Below are 16,639 nucleotides of genomic sequence, written 5' to 3' on the forward strand. Positions count from 1 at the left end.
GATCTATGGCGGAGCATTGCATGCCCTCCATCGTCAAAACACCGCCAGAACTGCGACTTGCCAATCTCGGACATGATCGCGACACAGGCGAGTTGCTCATCGTCAATTTGCCGAAGTACGTTTGCCCCGAGTGCGATGCGCTAACTCCATTCGCCATTGGCGAGGCAAGTCTTTCGGAAACGGATCGGAAGGCCCTGGATGCCGTCTCCGGTGAAGTGAAGCCATACGAGACGGAACACAGCGATTTCTACTGCCGAGTTTGTGGCCGCGCGGTTCGAGTTGTCTGCCGCGTGCATGAGTTTGCGATGAGCGCCTACAAGTATCATCCAACGTTGGTATGGGAAATGGCGACAGACGGGAGCGTCGATCGTTGAACCTTATGCCATTCGACTACCGCGCCATCCTCGCCGCGATCCTCGAAGACTACGCCCTGGACATTGATGGTGCGCACGGCGTGGCGCACTGGGCGCGGGTGTATGAAAACGGAATGCGACTGGCCAAAGAGACCAGCGCGCGGGTCGACGTGGTGGGGCTGTTCGCCGTGTTTCACGACGCCCGCCGCATCAACGAGCACCACGACCCGGGTCACGGTCGCCGCGGGGCGGAGCTTGCCGAGACGTTGCACGGCGAGTTGTTCGACCTCTCCGACGACGACTTCGACTTGCTGTACGAAGCCTGCGCCGGCCACACCGACGAGCGAACGCACCTGGACGTTACCGTGCAAACCTGCTGGGATGCCGACCGCCTGGACCTGGGCCGCGTGGGCATCGAACCCCACGCGGACTACCTCTGCACCGCGGTCGCCAAACGCAAATCGACCATCCGCTGGGCCGACGGTCGGGCGAGCTTTCAAGTGGTGCCGGATTGGCTGGAAGAGGAGTGGGACGTGGATTTCAACTGTTAGATTGGTAGGATCTCTAGTTGGTGTATTCTCCGATATGTGCGTGCGTGTCTTCGTCGCTGCAAGCGTAGGGCGACACTAAACGACACTTGTCGCAACGGAACGGAAGATTCCAGAAATCAGCGCTATTGGGGTCAAAGTCCGGAGAGTTCCACGAGCCGCCGCAAGCGGGGCAGCAGCGGTTCACTTCGTCCACACCGCGACCGTAGTGACGCATCAAGAAGTAGTACACCGGCACATTCATGGCTGCTTCGATTGTCGCGCAGAAATCTCGCGCATTCTGAGCCAGTAGTGACGTTGGTGTTGCCAGTTGTTCGTACGCAGCGATTTCCAATTCGCCACAGGCCAACCAGATGCCATCAAGGCGAGCGTACTCTCGAGCCCAAAACACAAGTCGTTCGCGCTCATCAGGATCAATGGAGATGCAATAGAGTGGAACGCTCTGGCCGCTCTGCAAGATGCGCACTGGTGACTCACGAGATGTTGCCGAGGTAAACAGGCACAGCGGCTGATCATTTGGCAGTGTGCATTCGGTACTTGGCTGATCGTCCTCCATGACCGTCCATTGCGGAAAGTCTCCCAAGAGGCTGTGTAGGTTTTCTTGATACTCTAGTGTGTAAGGCGAGAAGTACTTGAGCAAATGAGAATCGGGCCGCGCCAGATAGGCGTATGCCACCACTTTACCTCCGGAAACTCCAAAGACTTCATCACCGCAGACTTGGCCATTCCTGCGGAGACTCTCAAAGTAGCTGGTCAGATTATCTTCCAGCTGTTCAAGGTCTAGGTTCGCTGGGGCGTTGCCGAAACTGACTTGCGACAAGAACATGGTAGGGTCTCACGAGTTGCTGCATCGAGTACTTGCCTCGACACTTGCCGAAGTACGAAGGTTCGCAGCGAATGAGTGTGTATTGACCGATTGATCCTTGCGCAGAAATGAACCATCACCGCTGGTGGGTTCGGTCGTTGATGGGAGTGTAGGTCATTGGGCGACGTTTGTTTGGCCCGCCAGGCGATTTGTCGTCCGGTTACCTCTATTCGCTCACAACAGCGGCTACCATTCCCAGCCAAATCGCAAAGCGGTGGTCGTGTAGGTGAACTGGCCGAAGATGTTTGTATGCCACAACTGCTTTTCGACCTGCAGTTGCATCAGGAAAGCGGAGAACTCGCGATGGCGAAGGTACTGGATGCCCAGGTTGGCTTCGGTGATTGGCATCATGCCATCGGTGCGGCTGTAGGCCGGCAAGTTGTCGAGCTCGGCCTCGCCCGAGAGTGCGCTGATGCGTCCGCCGCCGATGAAACCCCATTCGCTGTGCGGGCCGACGTAGAACGGATGGTAGCCATCGACGAAAGCCGACAGTCCGCCGGCGCCGATGCTGTCTTCCGTATCGTCGGGGAAGGTCATGCCGATACCCACCGCTCGACCGCCTACCCCCACGACCAATCGGGTGTCGTCGATTTGCAGTCGTTTGTAGAGGTCGAAGTCGATAACGGCCGCGCCTGTCTCGATGTCGAACGGCGCGCCGGTGCCGGCGGTGAAGGCTTCTGTTTCGACACCAAACAGCCAAGCCTGCACACGGAAGCCCGCGCCGCTGTAGCTTTCCCAACCCACGTAAGGTTGCAAGGATAGCCCCGTCCGATTCTTGTTGAAGGCAAAGGTGCTGTTGGTGTGGCTGACGGTAGTGATCCCTACGTCGACGCCGCCGAACCAATGGGAGCAGCCATCGAGAGAGTCGGAGACCTGCGGTAGACAAACCGGCATCTCGGCCGCCATGGGATTGTAGGCGGACATTGGATCGTAAGCGGGTTCCACGGCCACTGGAGGTGTCGCCGGCGCTGGGGGAGCGGCGAAGCTCGCCGGCGCGACAGCCGGTGCTTCCTGGTTCGATTCGGGCACCTCGGCAACTGGCTCAATGGACGGGTCGACCGGTAGCGCAGCGTACCGCGACTCGCCAGCCGAACACCACACGCAAGGCAAGAGAGCAATGGCGGCCGTGAAAAGTGTCGTACGTCGCATGGGTCAAATCCCTGACAAAGCAGAATGATAGAAAAGTGCGCGATAGCTTTTAGCAGAAGCTCCTGGGGACCGCGAGAGACATTTGCCGGAAAAACTCGCAGCAAAACCGTGGTTTTACCCTACAAAAGCCAGTTATCGCGGAAACGGCCCGTTTGGTCCGTAGTTGCTGGCATCCGTCTCTTCGCCCACAATGGCGTTATGACAGTACTAGGCGACTATCTCACGAACTTCTATCGTCCCGGCGACAAGTTTGAGCGACTGAATGCAGTTGTTCACTGGCAGCAGAACGCGACCCCAGGCAACACGGGAAGGCGGCCGCCCGCTGGCAGGCGAAAAGTGAACTCTAGAAGTGGGGACGAACAGCAAGGAAGTTACGAATTCTGGGCCGCGATGCCCGATCGCGTGCGAGTGGAATCGTTGCAGCAGAAGGGAGGCCGTGAGATTCGAACCCTCACGGTTTCCGCTGGGGAGACCGCTTGGAAGCAGCACGCCGACGGTCGGTTGGAATCGAGCGAAGTACGCACGCACGCGAGCTTGTCAGTTCGCGAGTCGCTGCCAACCGAGTTCCGCCGCCACTTCGACGAGCAACTGTTGAGACGGTTCTTTGCATCTTTGACGCTGGAAGGTATGGGAGAGTATGAGATTGCCGGCCGGCAGTGCGTTGTAATCAGGGCGATTCCGGTGGCGAACGATAGGCTTTGGCCACACTGGCTCCCTAGCGAAGCGGACGAATTTGAGTTTGCTGGGGATTTGGAACGCGGCTCGTTATTGCGAATCGTCGCGAAGGCCGATGGCGTAGAGTTTCAACGGCAAGAGGTCACCAGTGTCGACTATGATGCCGATGTGGAAGACGAACACTTCGAGTGCAAGCCGCCCGAGGGGCAAGCTGTTGAACCAGCCGATCCTGTCACTCGAATAGTCGACCTGGAGGAAGCGATTTCCCGGCTGCCCTATCCAATTCTGTTGCCGGGTGGCAGAGAGCATGCAGATCGCTATCAGTTTCATCTGCAGCGCCGGAATTCGCCCGACGACAATGAAACGCTGATGGTCTGCCCCAGCAACCTGAATGGGAGGACCCACCGCATCTTCCTGAGCGACAAGAGCGATTCCAAATTGGAGGAGGACCTGGAGTGGGAGACGATCGAAAGCGAGCTTGGGCCCATCCGCCTGTCGGACCCCGAAGTGGAAGGGGGACAAAAGGTCCTGCTCTTCGCGCACGAAGGTGCCACCGTGGTTCTATTCTCGGATGAACCACGGGACCAGTTGGTTGAGTTGGCCAAATCGTTCGAGCGAGTTAATTAGAGGTTGGCACACTTGATTGCGTCGTGACGACCATCAGACCCAACTTCAACGGAACCAGCCCTTCTTTTTCTTGCGACTCGAGTAGTCCAATTTCATGACGTCGCCTTCGTGTCCGAAGGGCGATGGCCCGTACACCACGGTGATCTGCTCGTGGGCGTCCTGGCCCACGGTGTGGCCGTCTTGGATCACAGGGCCGTTGGTCAGCAGGTAGTCGGCCAGGCTCATCAGTCGCTCGCGGAGTTCACCAGGAGGTTCCGTGGCGTTTTCGGTCACCAACTCCATCAAGCCGAGCTCTTCCATGCCGTCGGTGAACCCAAATGAGAGTCCGCTGTCTTGATCGACGGCGCCAACGCGAAAGTCGATCCACAGCAGGAACGGCAGCGCGTCGGGCAGTAGTTCGGTGGCCATCTCGACAAACAGTTCGCGACCTATCAGTTGACCCGCGTCGCCCCAGTACACCCCCAGCGCTCCGTCGGTGCTCGCGAGAATCGACGCCGTCGCCTTAGTGAGGAGCTTGCGGATTTCGATCGGGTCTGCGTCGTCCGGTGTGTTGGCGGTGACGATCAAATGCCCTTTGTGTTGGGCCATCTCAGTGGCGGCATCAGGCCACAACCAGCTCGTAGCGATGGGGCCTTCCAGCTCTTCCGCTGGGATCGGCGCGGGCATCAAGCCGATAGCGACGAAGTAGTTGCCAACTTCGAAGCTCATTGTGTTCTGCTTCTTGGCAACCTCGGGCTCTGCAACCACGTCGTCCCACGTGGAGAAGTGCTTGGCAAGTCCCGACCGAGAAAGCCGTGCACCACCCGCAAGTGGTACGATGGCAATGGCGATGCTCATGCTGCGATCCCCCAACCAAAAATGAGTGTTCAAGCAATAGTAGATTAGTTTAGCGCTTGGGGGACTGCAACAATTGCGCGTCACTCCCCAGCAGCTCCCGGTTTCAGGGTCACCTTCCACTCGCAAGTTCCGTTGGCCGGCGCCTCGGCGTTCCAGGTCAAGATGCTCACGCCGGGCATCTCCTCGCCGAAGAATCCCTCCGGCGGCGCGTACGGGGCAACGTTCCATGTGCCGGGCGTTGTGCTGTGCATTGCCAGGTCGAGCTGCTTACCGTTCTGGGTGAGCGTGACGTGCTGGCCGTCGATCGTGACCTCGGCCTCGGTGATCATCGTCCAGCGAATCTCCGCGCCGGGTTGCAGTCCGGCGAGTTGGTCGGTCACCATGACTTGTCGCCCTTCGGCATCGAACACGAATCGTCGTATCGCCTGATCGACGCCAGGCAGCGCCTCGCTCAAGTCGATCTCCACTCCGCCACGGTCCTTCACCAGTGGTGTGAACTGCGTGATGGGGGCATCGCCGTCCACGGTGTGTGGCTCGCCGTCCACGGTGAGCGTGTTGTGCGCAAGGTTGCAGTAGCGAAACACTTTCCACCGCTGGCCGTCCTGGTTGCGATTCCAGATGCTGATGCCTTTTTGCTCGTAGGTGTTGTAGTTCACGCCGCCCATGTCGATAGCCCACCGCACTCCGTCGGCCTCGAACACGAACGTGCCAACGTCCATGTGCCCGTGATTGATCGACGCTCGACCTCCCTTGGCGGCCAGGTACATCGCGTCGGGATCGGTCCATGAAGTGCGAAACATGGCCACCGGTTGGTGGCCGCGACCGTGCCAGCTAAGCGGCAGCGGCTTGGCCGACTCCGCGGCCGCCGGCATCCACAGCGGCAACACGGCCGAGGCTCGCTCTTCGCCGGGCTTCGACGTGAATCGCGCCGTGGCGTCGACCCAGCCAGGCGTGTTGCCCTCGCGAGCGATCCAATACAGCACGGGCGGCGCGCCGACCGAGTCCTTGCCATCGGAGAAGTTGAACGCCTTGCCCGTAGGACCCGTGGCGTGGGCGATGAACTCACCGCTGGCGACAAACGCCGGTGGGCTCAGCCCCAGGTCGTCGCCCACCGCGGTCCGTAGCGCGCTGACCAACAGCGCTTGATACGCAGTGCCATAGCTCCAGTACCCGGGACCCTCGGGATACACTCCGTTGGGCTCGTACTCCGCCAACGCGATGGGGTTGTTCTGCTTCGCTTCGGCCAGCACCTGCCTGGCGAGTTCAGGTTCGTCTTCGGCAATCGCGAGCGCCGCAAGGGTCATCCCACCGTAGCAAACAGAGTTCCAGTTGTTGGCCCGTCGCTTCCATGAGTAGTCGTTGCCAATCAGCCCGACCGCTTTGTCGCGGAGTCCCTCGCGAATTCTCACGCGCGAGTCTTCGGAGAGCGCGTCGTACAGCCAGTCGTAGCCCAATCCCACCGCGGCCGCCATTTCTGCCACGTCGAGAAAGTGACTCGGATTCCAGTCCTCGAACTCGCACACGTTCAGCATCTCCCGCTCTGCGCGCTCGGCGAAACGCTTGTCGCCAGTAATGCGGTACGCCATCGCCGTTTGAGTGATCCGACCAAGCGCAGCGCGCGAGACGCCCAACAACCGCTTGCCCTTCAACTTTCGCTCCAACAGCGGAGCATCGAGCTGGCCTTCCGCCGATTGCACAAGGCGATTCAAGGTTTCGTCGAGCTGCGGATCATCCGCGCGCCGAATTTGCAGTTGCTCGAAGTCCTCGGCGGTTCCCAACAGCCGCGGATGCTCGGGCCGCAACGTCGCCAGCAAGTCCTCCTCGGCCAGCGCCGGCGCGGTGAGGATCAAGGTGAGCAGCAGCGCATGCAAGCGATAGAAGGGAAGAGACATGAGAACCTCCTGAGGTGGGGTGTGGGGCGGGACCCTCAGTATACCAAAACAGGAAGCTTCCCGCGGAGCATTCATTCCACGGGGGTCTGGAATGCTGCAGGTGATGCACCGCCCCGAGAATACGGCAAAAGGTGGAAGTTTGCCTATCAGGTGTTTATGATCCACATCCGGAGAGACCACTTCGCTACGACTGGATTCGCCGACCACCAACCGAGTGGCAACATGCCCGACACCCAGAAGATCAAGACGCGTTGTCCTCACTGCAAAGCATCTTTTAAAGTCTCCGCGCAGCACGTGGGCAAAGTGGCCAAGTGCCCTGCGGACGGTTGCGGTGAGAAGTTCAAGGTGAAGGCCGTGGCCCCGCGGCCGAAACCGCGCAGGCCGATGGAAGAGGAGTTGGATCCCGACAACCCGTTCGCCGATCCCCACGCGATATCCGAACCTCCCAACCGCTATCTGGCGGAGGTTCCCCACCAGGAACCTTCGGCATTCGAAGTGGCTCAATCTGCCAGGGCCAGCAATCCGGGAGAGGTACAAGTCAACTACCTGCGGTGGGTCCGTTCCAGTCCGACTTGGCCGCTTGTGCTGACCAGCTTGCTGGCGGTCAGTTTGGTGCTGATTTCGGTGATGCCAGGTTTCATCTTTGGCACCGTGTTTCTGCTGGTCCTAGGCGTCAACTATCTCTATTGGCGACGCGTGACGGCGCATTTCCAGAACGGCGATACGAATCCAGGAGTGGTCGTGGCGTTGGACCCCACGTTGATCGCCGTGTTCACGGACCTGACGATGGGCGAGGGCGAGTACCCTGTCATCAAGATTTTGGAGATTCACCTCACTGAATCTGGGGGCCAGCAACTCGAACTGGGCAGCTACGTGCCGACCATTGCTCTGTACGACTTTCCCATCCCGAACGACGCGCCGCACTGGTCCGACTTTCAACCCATTCCCGCCGAGTACGGAACGGGTGACCCCGAAGTCGTCGCCCAACTGATGAGCACGTTCGATCAAGCCTACTACTCCAACCTGCTCGAGGGCCTCAAACTCGTCCCCAAGCCCTACGAGGAAGGCCTGTACGTCCTCTGGCCGGAGCCCGGTAAGGAGTTGGGCCGCCGAGCCGATTTTAGAGAAGCTCGTGAGCGGTAGCGCTACTCGATCGTGTACTCAAACGTCAGCGTCACGTTCGCGTCCACGTAGGTCGATGCGCCGATGTTGTCGGTGGTCGACGTGCCGCCCCCGCCGCCGCGGTTGCCAAACTCGCCGTGGGGGCTGAGTCCCGCGCTGTTGCGGTGGTGGTGCCCGTACCATCGCAAGTTGCCGTACTGGATCGTAATCGGCTTGCCAAGTTTCCAGCCAAGCTGCTCGCAAGTGAACGCCGCCTTCTGCTTGGCGTCGTCAATGGCACGGCGTCGCGCGTCGTCTTCCAGGTCGCGGCGATTCGAGTTGAAGAGAGTCAGCTCCTGAATTCCATCCACACCTCGTTCCACCAGCGACGCCTGCAGGTCACTTAGCTGGTCGATGCGGGTGGTTCGCATCGAGTAGACCGTCTGGCAAGCATACTCATCTTGGCTCGGGGTGCGAGGGTGCTTGGGGATGAACCACAGTCTTGTCGAGCGGAGCTGTATCTTGTCTTGTTCGAAGCCGTTCTCGGTCAAGTACTTCGTACAGCGATCCCGAGCGTCGTCGTGTCGCTCCTTGGCCACCCGCGACTCTTCGTGGCGAGTGGTGATGCTAAACACCAAGTCGGCGGTGTCGATCTCCTCGAACTGTTTGCCATAGCCAGTAACGGTCAACTGGAGTGTACGTTCCTGGTCGGGCGCTGCCAGGATCGAAGGGCATGCGGTAAGGCAAATCATCAAACATAAGAGTTGGCGCGACATAGCAAGTTCTCCAACGAGTCGTGTAAACGAACCAGGCGACCACCGCCTGTGTCCATTCGCACTTCGCGGAGGGCGAGCGACTTATTCACAAGTTGAAGAACTTGCGGAATCTTGCGAACGCTGAAGAGATGTCGGGAACTGGCGACCAGCGCCGCGCGTCAAATATCTCTGGCGGATCGTAACGACCGCAAGAATGTGTCGGAAGAAGATCTCGTTGCCTAATTCGGCAGCTTGAACACAAAGTCGCCTTGTTTCTTCTGGTAGTCGTAAAGCACGGTGCCGCCATCGTCTATCACGTCCGTCCCCACCGAGTAGACCACCAGTTTTCCGTCCACGTCGGCCGTGCGGAGCGGTTCGTCGGTGAAGGGGTCGATCGGAATCTCGTCGATTCCCGCTGCCTTCAGTGCTGCGGCGAGATCGGTGGGAGGTGCGCCGTTTTCGAGTTGCAAGCGTTTCATGGCGACCAGGCAAAGAGTACCGTAGACGTTCGTGTCGGACACGAGTGGTTTTTCCAATATGTGGCGATTTGTATTGGGGGCCAGCCAGATCGCGACATCGGTATCGAGCAGTGGTTCGCGAACCTTGGCCACTTGTTCGATGCGCTCGCGGATGGGCAACTCCCCCAGCGCAAGGAGATTCTTGTAGCACTTGTTCAGTGCGGCGATCTCCCGCTGGTAGTCGCTGTCTCGCATCGAAGCGAGTTTTTGAGAGTATTTCAGGCGCGCCTCTTCCCCGGCAGGGCTGGGGGGACCCTGTGCTTTTGACAGGAGTGGATGCAGCCGTTCAGGGGAGTCACTCCACAGGGAGAGACTAATGTCCTTAAGGTAAACGTAGGGATTCGGCCCGGTAGGTGGAACTCGCATATCGAATTCCTTCATTATCTGACGGTACTCACCCGATTGCAGATCATGCAGGATGCCTCGCCGGATGATGTAGTCCGCGCAGCATTGGTCGACGAAATAGTCCCCTTGCTCATCGAGGTGCTGCTGCAAGAGTTGGATCCAGCGGTCGCAGTGCGCGACAGTGAGGAAGTCGGATGCAAGGAGCCTGTTGGCCACAGAAATGTAGCCAGACGAATCCGTGCTTTCAGGATCTACGCAGGCGTAGTGTGCGTGCCTAGAGGCTGTAAGTTGTCTTGATAGTTCCCCTCGTGGCTGTAAATCGCGACTGAACCGCAGTTCGATTTGGAAGTATTGCAGTACGGCCTCGACATTCCCTGCTTTCAACGCGTAGTAGGCACGCACCTCCATCATAAGTGGCAGGTCGAATGTCCGAACTCCATCCCAAGTTCGATCAACTTGGAAGACGCACTGATTTCTATTTTGCGCCTCCAGCAACATCTGTGTTGTCTGATCAAACGGACCCATGACTGCCATCGCTTCTGAGGCAGGAGGTTCCGGGTGCTCCGTGGGTTCGTCCTCATAATCGTAGAACTTGATCCAGAACTTGCTTGCAGCCCTGCTACGCCTGCGTGGCTCTTCCAAGAACGCTTGCCCTTCTTCCGACTCCCTTTCGAGACCACGGACATGCAGAGCGAGACGCAGGTTGGACTCGGCCATCGCCTTGATGTACAGCGGCGCTGCGTTCTCTTCCTGGGGCGGGACCTTGAAAAACTCGTTCAAATCGAATGGCACGCCTGGATCGCTGGCCAACCACTCCGGCGGCTCCGTCATCGCATTGGGGAGTGTCAGGTTGAGTTCACTCTCATTGGACTGATCAGACTGCTGTAGAAACTCCTGATCCGCCTTGCTCAGCTTCTCGATCGGCACCGCAACGTTCTCGCCACTGGTCTTCTTGAGCACCGCCTTGCCGTCTTTGACTTCGACCAACTCGGCCTCGACCGAGAACTTGCCGGTGATGTCGGTCCAGGTGCGCATCTCGGCACGAACCGCGGCGGTCTGCAGAATTGCAGCGATCGTCAGGGCTACCAGCACACGACGAGAGATGGATACAAACACTTGCTACCCCCTAATTCCTCCCAGTCGGCTTGGATCCTTGGAGCGCAATGCTGCCTCCTCATGACGCCGAAATCACTCGGTTGCCCTTTGCTCTTTGAGTCTCTTTTTGAGTTCATCCGCCGACATTTCTTGGGTATCACCCAACGCAAGCAATACCGGCCCCCCATCCGACAGCGCGGACTTAGGGTAAGCAAGGATAAACTCCGAATGGGGCACCGCTTTAGACGATTCGTCGGCTCTATACTCGTCGTAGGATCGAACTTGGTATCCCCAATTGACGACCACGTCGTTCTCCTCGATTTCTGGCTTCAGGTCGGCCAGTGTCCCAAGAGGGTCGAACGCCAGTAAGTCCTCCCACGATTCTGCTCCAACAACCCACTTGCCTTCATTGTCATCCATGAACTGGCGTTGGAGCTTCGAATCCACGCATTCTATGTTACTCAAGCCGATTGCACGGAGACTGAGTCTCAATCGTGCTTCCTTCCTGCCGCAGCCAAGGGACGGGAGAAGCAAAATAGCCACTACAGGCATAGAGATACAGAGTGCAATGCACTTCATCGCTGAACCCCCCAAGTTAGAATTTAAGCAGAATAGAATCTTCCAACCATTTCACAATATGCTGGTCGACGTGAAATGGTCTTCGCCAATTGAAGTTTGATATTGCCGAAATGAGAAGAGTGTTTGCCGCAACTTAGGGCATTTGCGTACCCGCTGCAAACAAAAAACCCCGGCGGAGCCAAAGGCGCCGCCGGGGTCTTCTATAGTGAACCACCCACCTAAGTGAGTGAGTGGATTCGTTCTGCAGGAGTGAGAAATCTCGTATCGGTTGAGTCAGTTCCCTGACCCCCGACGCCTGAATCCTCACCCCTCCTTCATCAATACATGTCGTCCATACCAGGGGCGCCGGCGCCTGCCTTGCCCTTCTTCGGGGCTTCGGCAATCAAAGCGTCCGAGGTCAACAGCAGCGTGGCGACGCTTGCCGCGTTCTGCAGGGCGGTGCGGGTGACCTTCACGGGGTCGATCACACCGCTCTTCACCAGGTCCTCGTAAGCGTCGGTCGCGGCGTTGTAGCCCATGTTGGCCTTCTCGCCAGCCACCTTCTCGCACACCACACCACCGTCTTTGCCGGCGTTCGTGGCGATCGAGGTCAGCGGCGAACGGGCCGCACGCAGCACGATGTTGTAGCCAACTTCCTGGTCGTGCGAGAGGCCTTCGGGCTTCACCTTGGCCGCACAGCGAACCAAAGCCACGCCGCCGCCCGGCAGGATGCCTTCTTCCACCGCAGCGCGGGTGGCGTGCAGGGCGTCTTCGACGCGGGCCTTCTTCTCTTTCATCTCGCTCTCGGTCGCGGCGCCAACGTTCACCTTGGCCACGCCACCGGACAGCTTCGCCAGCCGCTCTTCGAGCTTCTCGCGATCGTAATCGCTCGAAGTGTTGTCGATCTCGGCGCGAATCTGGTCGATGCGGCCCTTGATCTGACCGCTCTTGCCAGCGCCTTCGATGATGGTGGTGTTGTCCTTGTCGACAATCACCTTCTTCGCGCGGCCTAGTTCCGCCAGGCCGATCGAGTCGAGCTTGATGCCCAGGTCCTCGAAGATCGCCTGACCGCCGGTCAGTACCGCGATGTCCTCGAGCATGGCCTTCCGACGATCGCCAAAGCCAGGCGCCTTGACCGCCACGACGTTGAACGTGCCGCGGAGCTTGTTGATCACCAGGGTGGCGAGTGCTTCGCCATCGATGTCCTCGGCAATGATCAACAGCGGCTTGCCACTGTTCACCACGGCTTCCAGCACGGGCACCAGGTCCTTGACCGTCGAGATCTTCTTCTCGTGGATCAGCACGTAGCAGTCTTCGAGCACTGCTTCCATGCCTTGCGGATCGGTCACGAAGTAAGGCGACAGGTAGCCGCGGTCGAACTGCATGCCCTCGACCCACTCCACTTCGGTGGCGAGCGACTTGCCTTCGTCGACGGTGATCACGCCGTCCTTGCCGACTTTTTCCATGGCCTTGGCCAGCATGTCGCCGATCTCGCCGTCGCCGTTCGAGGCCACGGTGCCGACCTGCGCCATCTCTTCGGTGCTCTTGACCTTGATGCTCATCTTCTTGAGCTGCTCGGTCACGTCGGCCACGGCCTTCTCGATACCCTGCTTCATTTGAATCGGGTTCACGCCGGCCACTACGGCCTTGAGACCTTCGTTGAAGATCGCTTCGGCCAACACGGTCGCAGTGGTGGTGCCGTCGCCGGCCACGTCGGAAGTCTTGCTGGCGACTTCCTTCACCATCTGGGCGCCCATGTTCTCATAGGTGTCCTCGAGCTCGATCTCCTTGGCGACGCTCACGCCGTCCTTGGTGACGGTCGGGCTGCCAAAGCTCTTTTGCAGGATTACGTTGCGGCCTTTGGGGCCGAGCGTCACTTTCACAGCACGAGCGAGCTTCTGCACGCCCCGCCGCATCGCCTCACGGGCTTCTTGATCGAAAGCGATCATTTTGGCCATTGGGTTGACTCCTGTGTGATTGGAATTGTTCTATTGGTTGTTCGGATAGCCCTCGACGGAAGTCGAGGATTTCTGTGCTTCAAGCAAACCCACCGCTTCCGCGATGGGCTGTTGGCTCTCACACGTGGAGAGCTTATTCGATCACTGCGAGAATGTCGCCTTCGCTCATCAGCAGCAGTTCTTCGTCGTCGATCTCGATCGTCTCGGGAGCGTAGCTAGTGAACAGCACGCGGTCGCCGACTTTCACTTGCATCTCGCCATGCGAGCCATCGTCGAGCGTCTTGCCAGTGCCCACGGCCACGATGGTGCCACGGCTCGGCTTGTCCTTGGCACTGTCGGGCAGGACGATGCCGCCGGCGGTGACGTCTTCCGACTCGTCACGCGACACGACCACTTTGTCGCCCAGCGGTTGCAGCTTGCACTTGCCCTTCTTCTTGGTTGCGGTTGCAGCCATGTGAGTTTGCTCCTGTAAGTTTCGTTAGTGAAGTCGTAGCCGGATTCGCAAGAATTCGGTCTGTGTATCTTCTTATCCCTCTCCCCTCTGGGGAGAGGTTAAATGAGGGGCCCTTTGGGTGCCCGGGGTCGAGCTCCGCGAGCCCCCGGCCATGCTCCCAGCGTGAGCGGGAACCCCCTAGTGTCCGCCATCCAGCCGCCTGCGCGCAGGGAGGGGTCGCGGTCGGAGAATGCAACCCGCGCGCCAAACTGTCCAATTGGCGTAAGTGATGGACTAGAGGGGACTTACCGCGTCGGAGCGAATTGCCGGGCCTGTCAGAGTGACGCTTGGCAGTCGCCGGGGGCTGGGGAGTTGGGGCTTGGGGGTGTCATTTTGGCAGGGGGGCAATCGAGTTGAGACTGTGGTGTTGTAGCTCAATTGCTGCGGACTGTACGATTGCACCTATCAAGGAGTCTGCGTCTTACAAGTTCCAGGGAGGGCCACTGATCGTGCGAGTTCTAGCGTGCTATGTGTTCGTTGTATGTCTGTTTGCACGTGCAAGCGCCGTCGAGATCGAGTGGGTCACTGTGGGAAATCCTGGGAACCTAGCCGATCCAGTAACTGGGTTGGGCTCAGTAGACTACACATTTCGAATCAGCAAGTTTGAGACTACGACCAGCCAATTCGCAGAGTTCTTGAGAACGAAACGTAGGCAGCCGAGTGTATATAACCGTCGCAATACAGGCGGGATATACCGCGACAATTACGGGCGTTATCGGCCCAAACTAGGTCGTGAGGACCAACCTGCGGACACCGTCGCGATAGAAGATGCGATGCGATTTGCCAACTGGTTGCACAATGGACAGGGAAACGGCGATACCGAAACAGGTGCATACGATTTCACCAAAGCTCCGCCCGGCGAACTTCCTCTGCACAGAGAGCTGGGGGCCAAGTACTGGATTCCGTCCGAAGACGAGTGGTACAAAGCGGCGTACCATGATGCAGGTGCCGGCACCGCCGGCAAGTACTTCCGCTATGCGACTCGTAGCGACGAGCGGCCTTACTCCGATAATCCAGACAGTCTCAACACACCCGATAATGGCAACGTGGCCAACTACTACCATGATGATCATATTGACAATGGCTACAATGGTGGGACCGCCGTAGTTGGATTGCCGCTGGAAGGCTATCCTCAATCGGCGCCGTCCCCCTTTACAAACGTCGGAGCCTACCGCGAATCCGTTGGTCCTTACGGCACTTTTGACCAAAATGGAAACGTATCTGAATTGACGGACACGTGGCTAGACGAATACGACTATCGCGCGCGAGTTCTTCGCGGCGGATCGTGGAATTATTACGATGCTCTTCTGGCCTCAGACGGTCCTCATTCCGGCGCCGCCAAGGGCCGCCCACATGACAATGAGGGGTTTAGACTCGCCAGCGTGGAAAATCCTACGTTGCCCATATCAGTTCCCAAATTTCCAGAAGTCCATACGGTCTATCCAACGTCTGCGTTCTCGATTCAAAATCCTCCCTCGGGGCTGCGGATCGCATATGGACGCGAGGAAGGGGAGGAATCGCTTGACTTTTCCTTTGGGTTTGATCATCCAGCTTCCTATTGGTTTACTCAACCAACCCTGGAATTTGATCTATCTAATGCGAAGCTGGAATCGGATGTATGTTTGTCGCTTCTGTTTAGCAATCGTGATCCTTCCGATGTGTTTACATTTCAATTGTTCGCTTTTTCCGGGAATGGGAAAGTCGATTCTTCGGACTACTACCGCACAGATGAACTAGTGGGTACCTATACTGATAGTGATAGTGAGCCGACAACCCGATTGGATTTGGATGTGACAGCAGTTTACAACCGCTTTGTCCAGCAGGAAGCAGACTACCTGAGTTTTGCGATCGTGGCAGATTGGAGTACTGATGTCCCGTGGAATATTTTTACTTACCCAACACTCGAGATCACAACGATTCCAGAGCCATCTACGCAGGCGCTTGGGCTAATTTGCTTCTTGGTTTTTGCCGCGTTTGGGAGCCGGGCGATGGCGGCTAGTTCCGACAATGCGTAGTTGTTTATTGGCTCCCCGGGCATCCGGCGAACCGCGTAAAGCAGGGAGATCCGACGGCCGGTTCGCTGGCGACGGTCGTGGCCGGGATGATCCTGCTCGTGTGCTTTCCTGTCGGGCTGTTTCTGATCATTCGGCTTAGCAACTGCTACGAGCCGTATTGCCGATACCTCGAAGGCCCCGAGCCCGACGGCTGGCGAAGCCGCACAGAGTTGGCGGCGTAGTCGGCATTTCGTTCTCCACCGCTGGCAGCGTCTGCTAGCCAGCGACCGAAGCGGCTTGGTCGTTTTGCGGTTTTAGAGACGGCCGGCCTACTTTTCTTACAACGGTCTGGGACAATGGAGCGTGGTGGGGTTTGCGCTGCACGTGTTGGTACGGCAAAAGCCCCCACCCTAGCCCTCCCCCAAACGATTTGGCGAGAGCGGTGGCTGGTTGTTGGGAGTTCCCGCGCCAAATCGTCCGGGGGAGGGAACCTAGACGGCGCTCGTTCGGCGGAGCGAACGGCGACTATGGGTTTTGGTCCACCTGCGGTTAACCCTGGGGCAAAACTCCCTGTGGGACGGTCTTGCCGGTGTGCTGTAAGTTCTTTGACAACTTAGTCTTACGAAGTTGTGCCTCGCGCCTTGTCGGCGTAGTTTTGGGCCAGTGGATCGATAACCCGTTTTGGGCCAGTTGGGGCAAAACTCTAACTGTAAGCGGTGTAACGAGTTGCGCGGAACGACCTGAGACAGTTTTGGGACAGGGGTGGACCAAAACTCCAAGTGCTTGTGGAACAACGAGTTACGCGCGATGGAGAAGTGGGGCGATCGTGGCTACAGGATTCCTACTAGCCGGAGGGACACTTCCCTCCGTGAGATC

At 58.4% G+C, this 16,639-nt stretch carries 14 protein-coding genes; 5 read left to right on the forward strand and 9 right to left on the reverse strand.

All coding sequences use genetic code 11. The features are described from left to right. The first annotated feature begins 20 nt into the window (after positions 1-20). A complete protein-coding gene (locus ACQK2L_RS07450; RefSeq protein WP_425396309.1) occupies positions 21-374 on the forward strand; it encodes a hypothetical protein in 354 nt (117 codons plus the stop codon). Positions 375-379: 5 nt separating this feature from the next. Next, positions 380-904 carry a hypothetical protein gene (locus tag ACQK2L_RS07455; protein ID WP_425397428.1) on the forward strand — a complete coding sequence of 175 codons (525 nt, stop codon included), beginning with the start codon at positions 380-382 and terminating at the stop codon, positions 902-904. Between the two features lie 13 nt (positions 905-917). Here the strand turns inward: ACQK2L_RS07455 and ACQK2L_RS07460 are convergent, their stop codons facing one another. Both ACQK2L_RS07460 and ACQK2L_RS07465 read right to left on the reverse strand, forming a co-directional pair. Then, positions 918-1,727, reverse strand: a complete 810-nt coding sequence (locus ACQK2L_RS07460; protein WP_425396310.1) for a DUF2310 family Zn-ribbon-containing protein — start codon at positions 1,725-1,727, stop codon at positions 918-920. Positions 1,728-1,952: 225 nt separating this feature from the next. Next, positions 1,953-2,915: a hypothetical protein gene (locus ACQK2L_RS07465; RefSeq protein ID WP_425396311.1), complete on the reverse strand. Its 963-nt coding sequence runs from the start codon at positions 2,913-2,915 to the stop codon at positions 1,953-1,955. A 198-nt stretch (positions 2,916-3,113) separates the two neighbouring features. Here ACQK2L_RS07465 and ACQK2L_RS07470 point away from each other — a divergent pair, with 198 nt between their 5' ends. Continuing rightward, positions 3,114-4,217: a hypothetical protein gene (locus tag ACQK2L_RS07470; protein WP_425396312.1), complete on the forward strand. Its 1,104-nt coding sequence runs from the start codon at positions 3,114-3,116 to the stop codon at positions 4,215-4,217. A gap of 45 nt (positions 4,218-4,262) precedes the next feature. On the opposite strand, the gene ACQK2L_RS07475 is transcribed toward ACQK2L_RS07470, so the two are convergent. Beyond that, the gene (locus tag ACQK2L_RS07475) at positions 4,263-5,054 is read right to left on the reverse strand and encodes a DUF4261 domain-containing protein (protein WP_425396313.1); all 792 of its coding nucleotides are present in this window, start codon (positions 5,052-5,054) and stop codon (positions 4,263-4,265) included. An 80-nt stretch (positions 5,055-5,134) separates the two neighbouring features. Beyond that, a complete protein-coding gene (locus ACQK2L_RS07480; RefSeq protein WP_425396314.1) occupies positions 5,135-6,946 on the reverse strand; it encodes a heparinase II/III domain-containing protein in 1,812 nt (603 codons plus the stop codon). 222 nt (positions 6,947-7,168) lie between these two features. On the opposite strand from ACQK2L_RS07480, the gene ACQK2L_RS07485 reads away from it, so the two are divergent. Further along, positions 7,169-8,089 carry a DUF3239 domain-containing protein gene (locus ACQK2L_RS07485; protein ID WP_425396315.1) on the forward strand — a complete coding sequence of 307 codons (921 nt, stop codon included), beginning with the start codon at positions 7,169-7,171 and terminating at the stop codon, positions 8,087-8,089. 2 nt (positions 8,090-8,091) lie between these two features. Here ACQK2L_RS07485 and ACQK2L_RS07490 read toward each other — a convergent pair whose 3' ends face one another. From ACQK2L_RS07490 to ACQK2L_RS07510, 5 genes are all read right to left on the reverse strand, one after another. Further along, entirely contained in the window at positions 8,092-8,823 is a 732-nt protein-coding gene (locus ACQK2L_RS07490) for an SIMPL domain-containing protein (protein WP_425396316.1), read from the reverse strand. Between the two features lie 218 nt (positions 8,824-9,041). Beyond that, positions 9,042-10,781 carry an SHD1 domain-containing protein gene (locus ACQK2L_RS07495; protein WP_425396317.1) on the reverse strand — a complete coding sequence of 580 codons (1,740 nt, stop codon included), beginning with the start codon at positions 10,779-10,781 and terminating at the stop codon, positions 9,042-9,044. Positions 10,782-10,853: 72 nt separating this feature from the next. Then, entirely contained in the window at positions 10,854-11,180 is a 327-nt protein-coding gene (locus tag ACQK2L_RS07500) for a hypothetical protein (protein ID WP_425396318.1), read from the reverse strand. Positions 11,181-11,656: 476 nt separating this feature from the next. After that, positions 11,657-13,276: a chaperonin GroEL gene (gene groL / locus ACQK2L_RS07505; RefSeq protein WP_425396319.1), complete on the reverse strand. Its 1,620-nt coding sequence runs from the start codon at positions 13,274-13,276 to the stop codon at positions 11,657-11,659. A 133-nt stretch (positions 13,277-13,409) separates the two neighbouring features. Continuing rightward, positions 13,410-13,730, reverse strand: a complete 321-nt coding sequence (locus tag ACQK2L_RS07510) for a co-chaperone GroES (RefSeq protein ID WP_425396320.1) — start codon at positions 13,728-13,730, stop codon at positions 13,410-13,412. 566 nt (positions 13,731-14,296) lie between these two features. Between ACQK2L_RS07510 and ACQK2L_RS07515 the strand changes: the two genes are divergently transcribed. Further along, entirely contained in the window at positions 14,297-15,784 is a 1,488-nt protein-coding gene (locus ACQK2L_RS07515) for an SUMF1/EgtB/PvdO family nonheme iron enzyme (RefSeq protein WP_425397429.1), read from the forward strand. Positions 15,785-16,639: the final 855 nt, after the last annotated feature.

It is taken from the genome of Aeoliella sp. (assembly GCF_965227375.1).
Lineage (GTDB): Bacteria > Planctomycetota > Planctomycetia > Pirellulales > Lacipirellulaceae > Aeoliella.

Excerpts from the sequence above, each read along its gene's own strand:
- ACQK2L_RS07465 (WP_425396311.1), bottom strand. The coding sequence starts at position 2,915 with ATGCGACGTACGACACTTTTCACGGCCGCCATTGCTCTCTTGCCTTGC.
- ACQK2L_RS07470 (WP_425396312.1), top strand. The coding sequence starts at position 3,114 with ATGACAGTACTAGGCGACTATCTCACGAACTTCTATCGTCCCGGCGAC.
- ACQK2L_RS07480 (WP_425396314.1), bottom strand. The coding sequence starts at position 6,946 with ATGTCTCTTCCCTTCTATCGCTTGCATGCGCTGCTGCTCACCTTGATC.
- ACQK2L_RS07460 (WP_425396310.1), bottom strand. The coding sequence starts at position 1,727 with ATGTTCTTGTCGCAAGTCAGTTTCGGCAACGCCCCAGCGAACCTAGAC.
- ACQK2L_RS07455 (WP_425397428.1), top strand. The coding sequence starts at position 380 with ATGCCATTCGACTACCGCGCCATCCTCGCCGCGATCCTCGAAGACTAC.
- ACQK2L_RS07475 (WP_425396313.1), bottom strand. The coding sequence starts at position 5,054 with ATGAGCATCGCCATTGCCATCGTACCACTTGCGGGTGGTGCACGGCTT.
- ACQK2L_RS07485 (WP_425396315.1), top strand. The coding sequence starts at position 7,169 with ATGCCCGACACCCAGAAGATCAAGACGCGTTGTCCTCACTGCAAAGCA.
- groL (WP_425396319.1), bottom strand. The coding sequence starts at position 13,276 with ATGGCCAAAATGATCGCTTTCGATCAAGAAGCCCGTGAGGCGATGCGG.
- ACQK2L_RS07490 (WP_425396316.1), bottom strand. The coding sequence starts at position 8,823 with ATGTCGCGCCAACTCTTATGTTTGATGATTTGCCTTACCGCATGCCCT.
- ACQK2L_RS07500 (WP_425396318.1), bottom strand. The coding sequence starts at position 11,180 with ATGGATGACAATGAAGGCAAGTGGGTTGTTGGAGCAGAATCGTGGGAG.
- ACQK2L_RS07510 (WP_425396320.1), bottom strand. The coding sequence starts at position 13,730 with ATGGCTGCAACCGCAACCAAGAAGAAGGGCAAGTGCAAGCTGCAACCG.
- ACQK2L_RS07450 (WP_425396309.1), top strand. The coding sequence starts at position 21 with ATGCCCTCCATCGTCAAAACACCGCCAGAACTGCGACTTGCCAATCTC.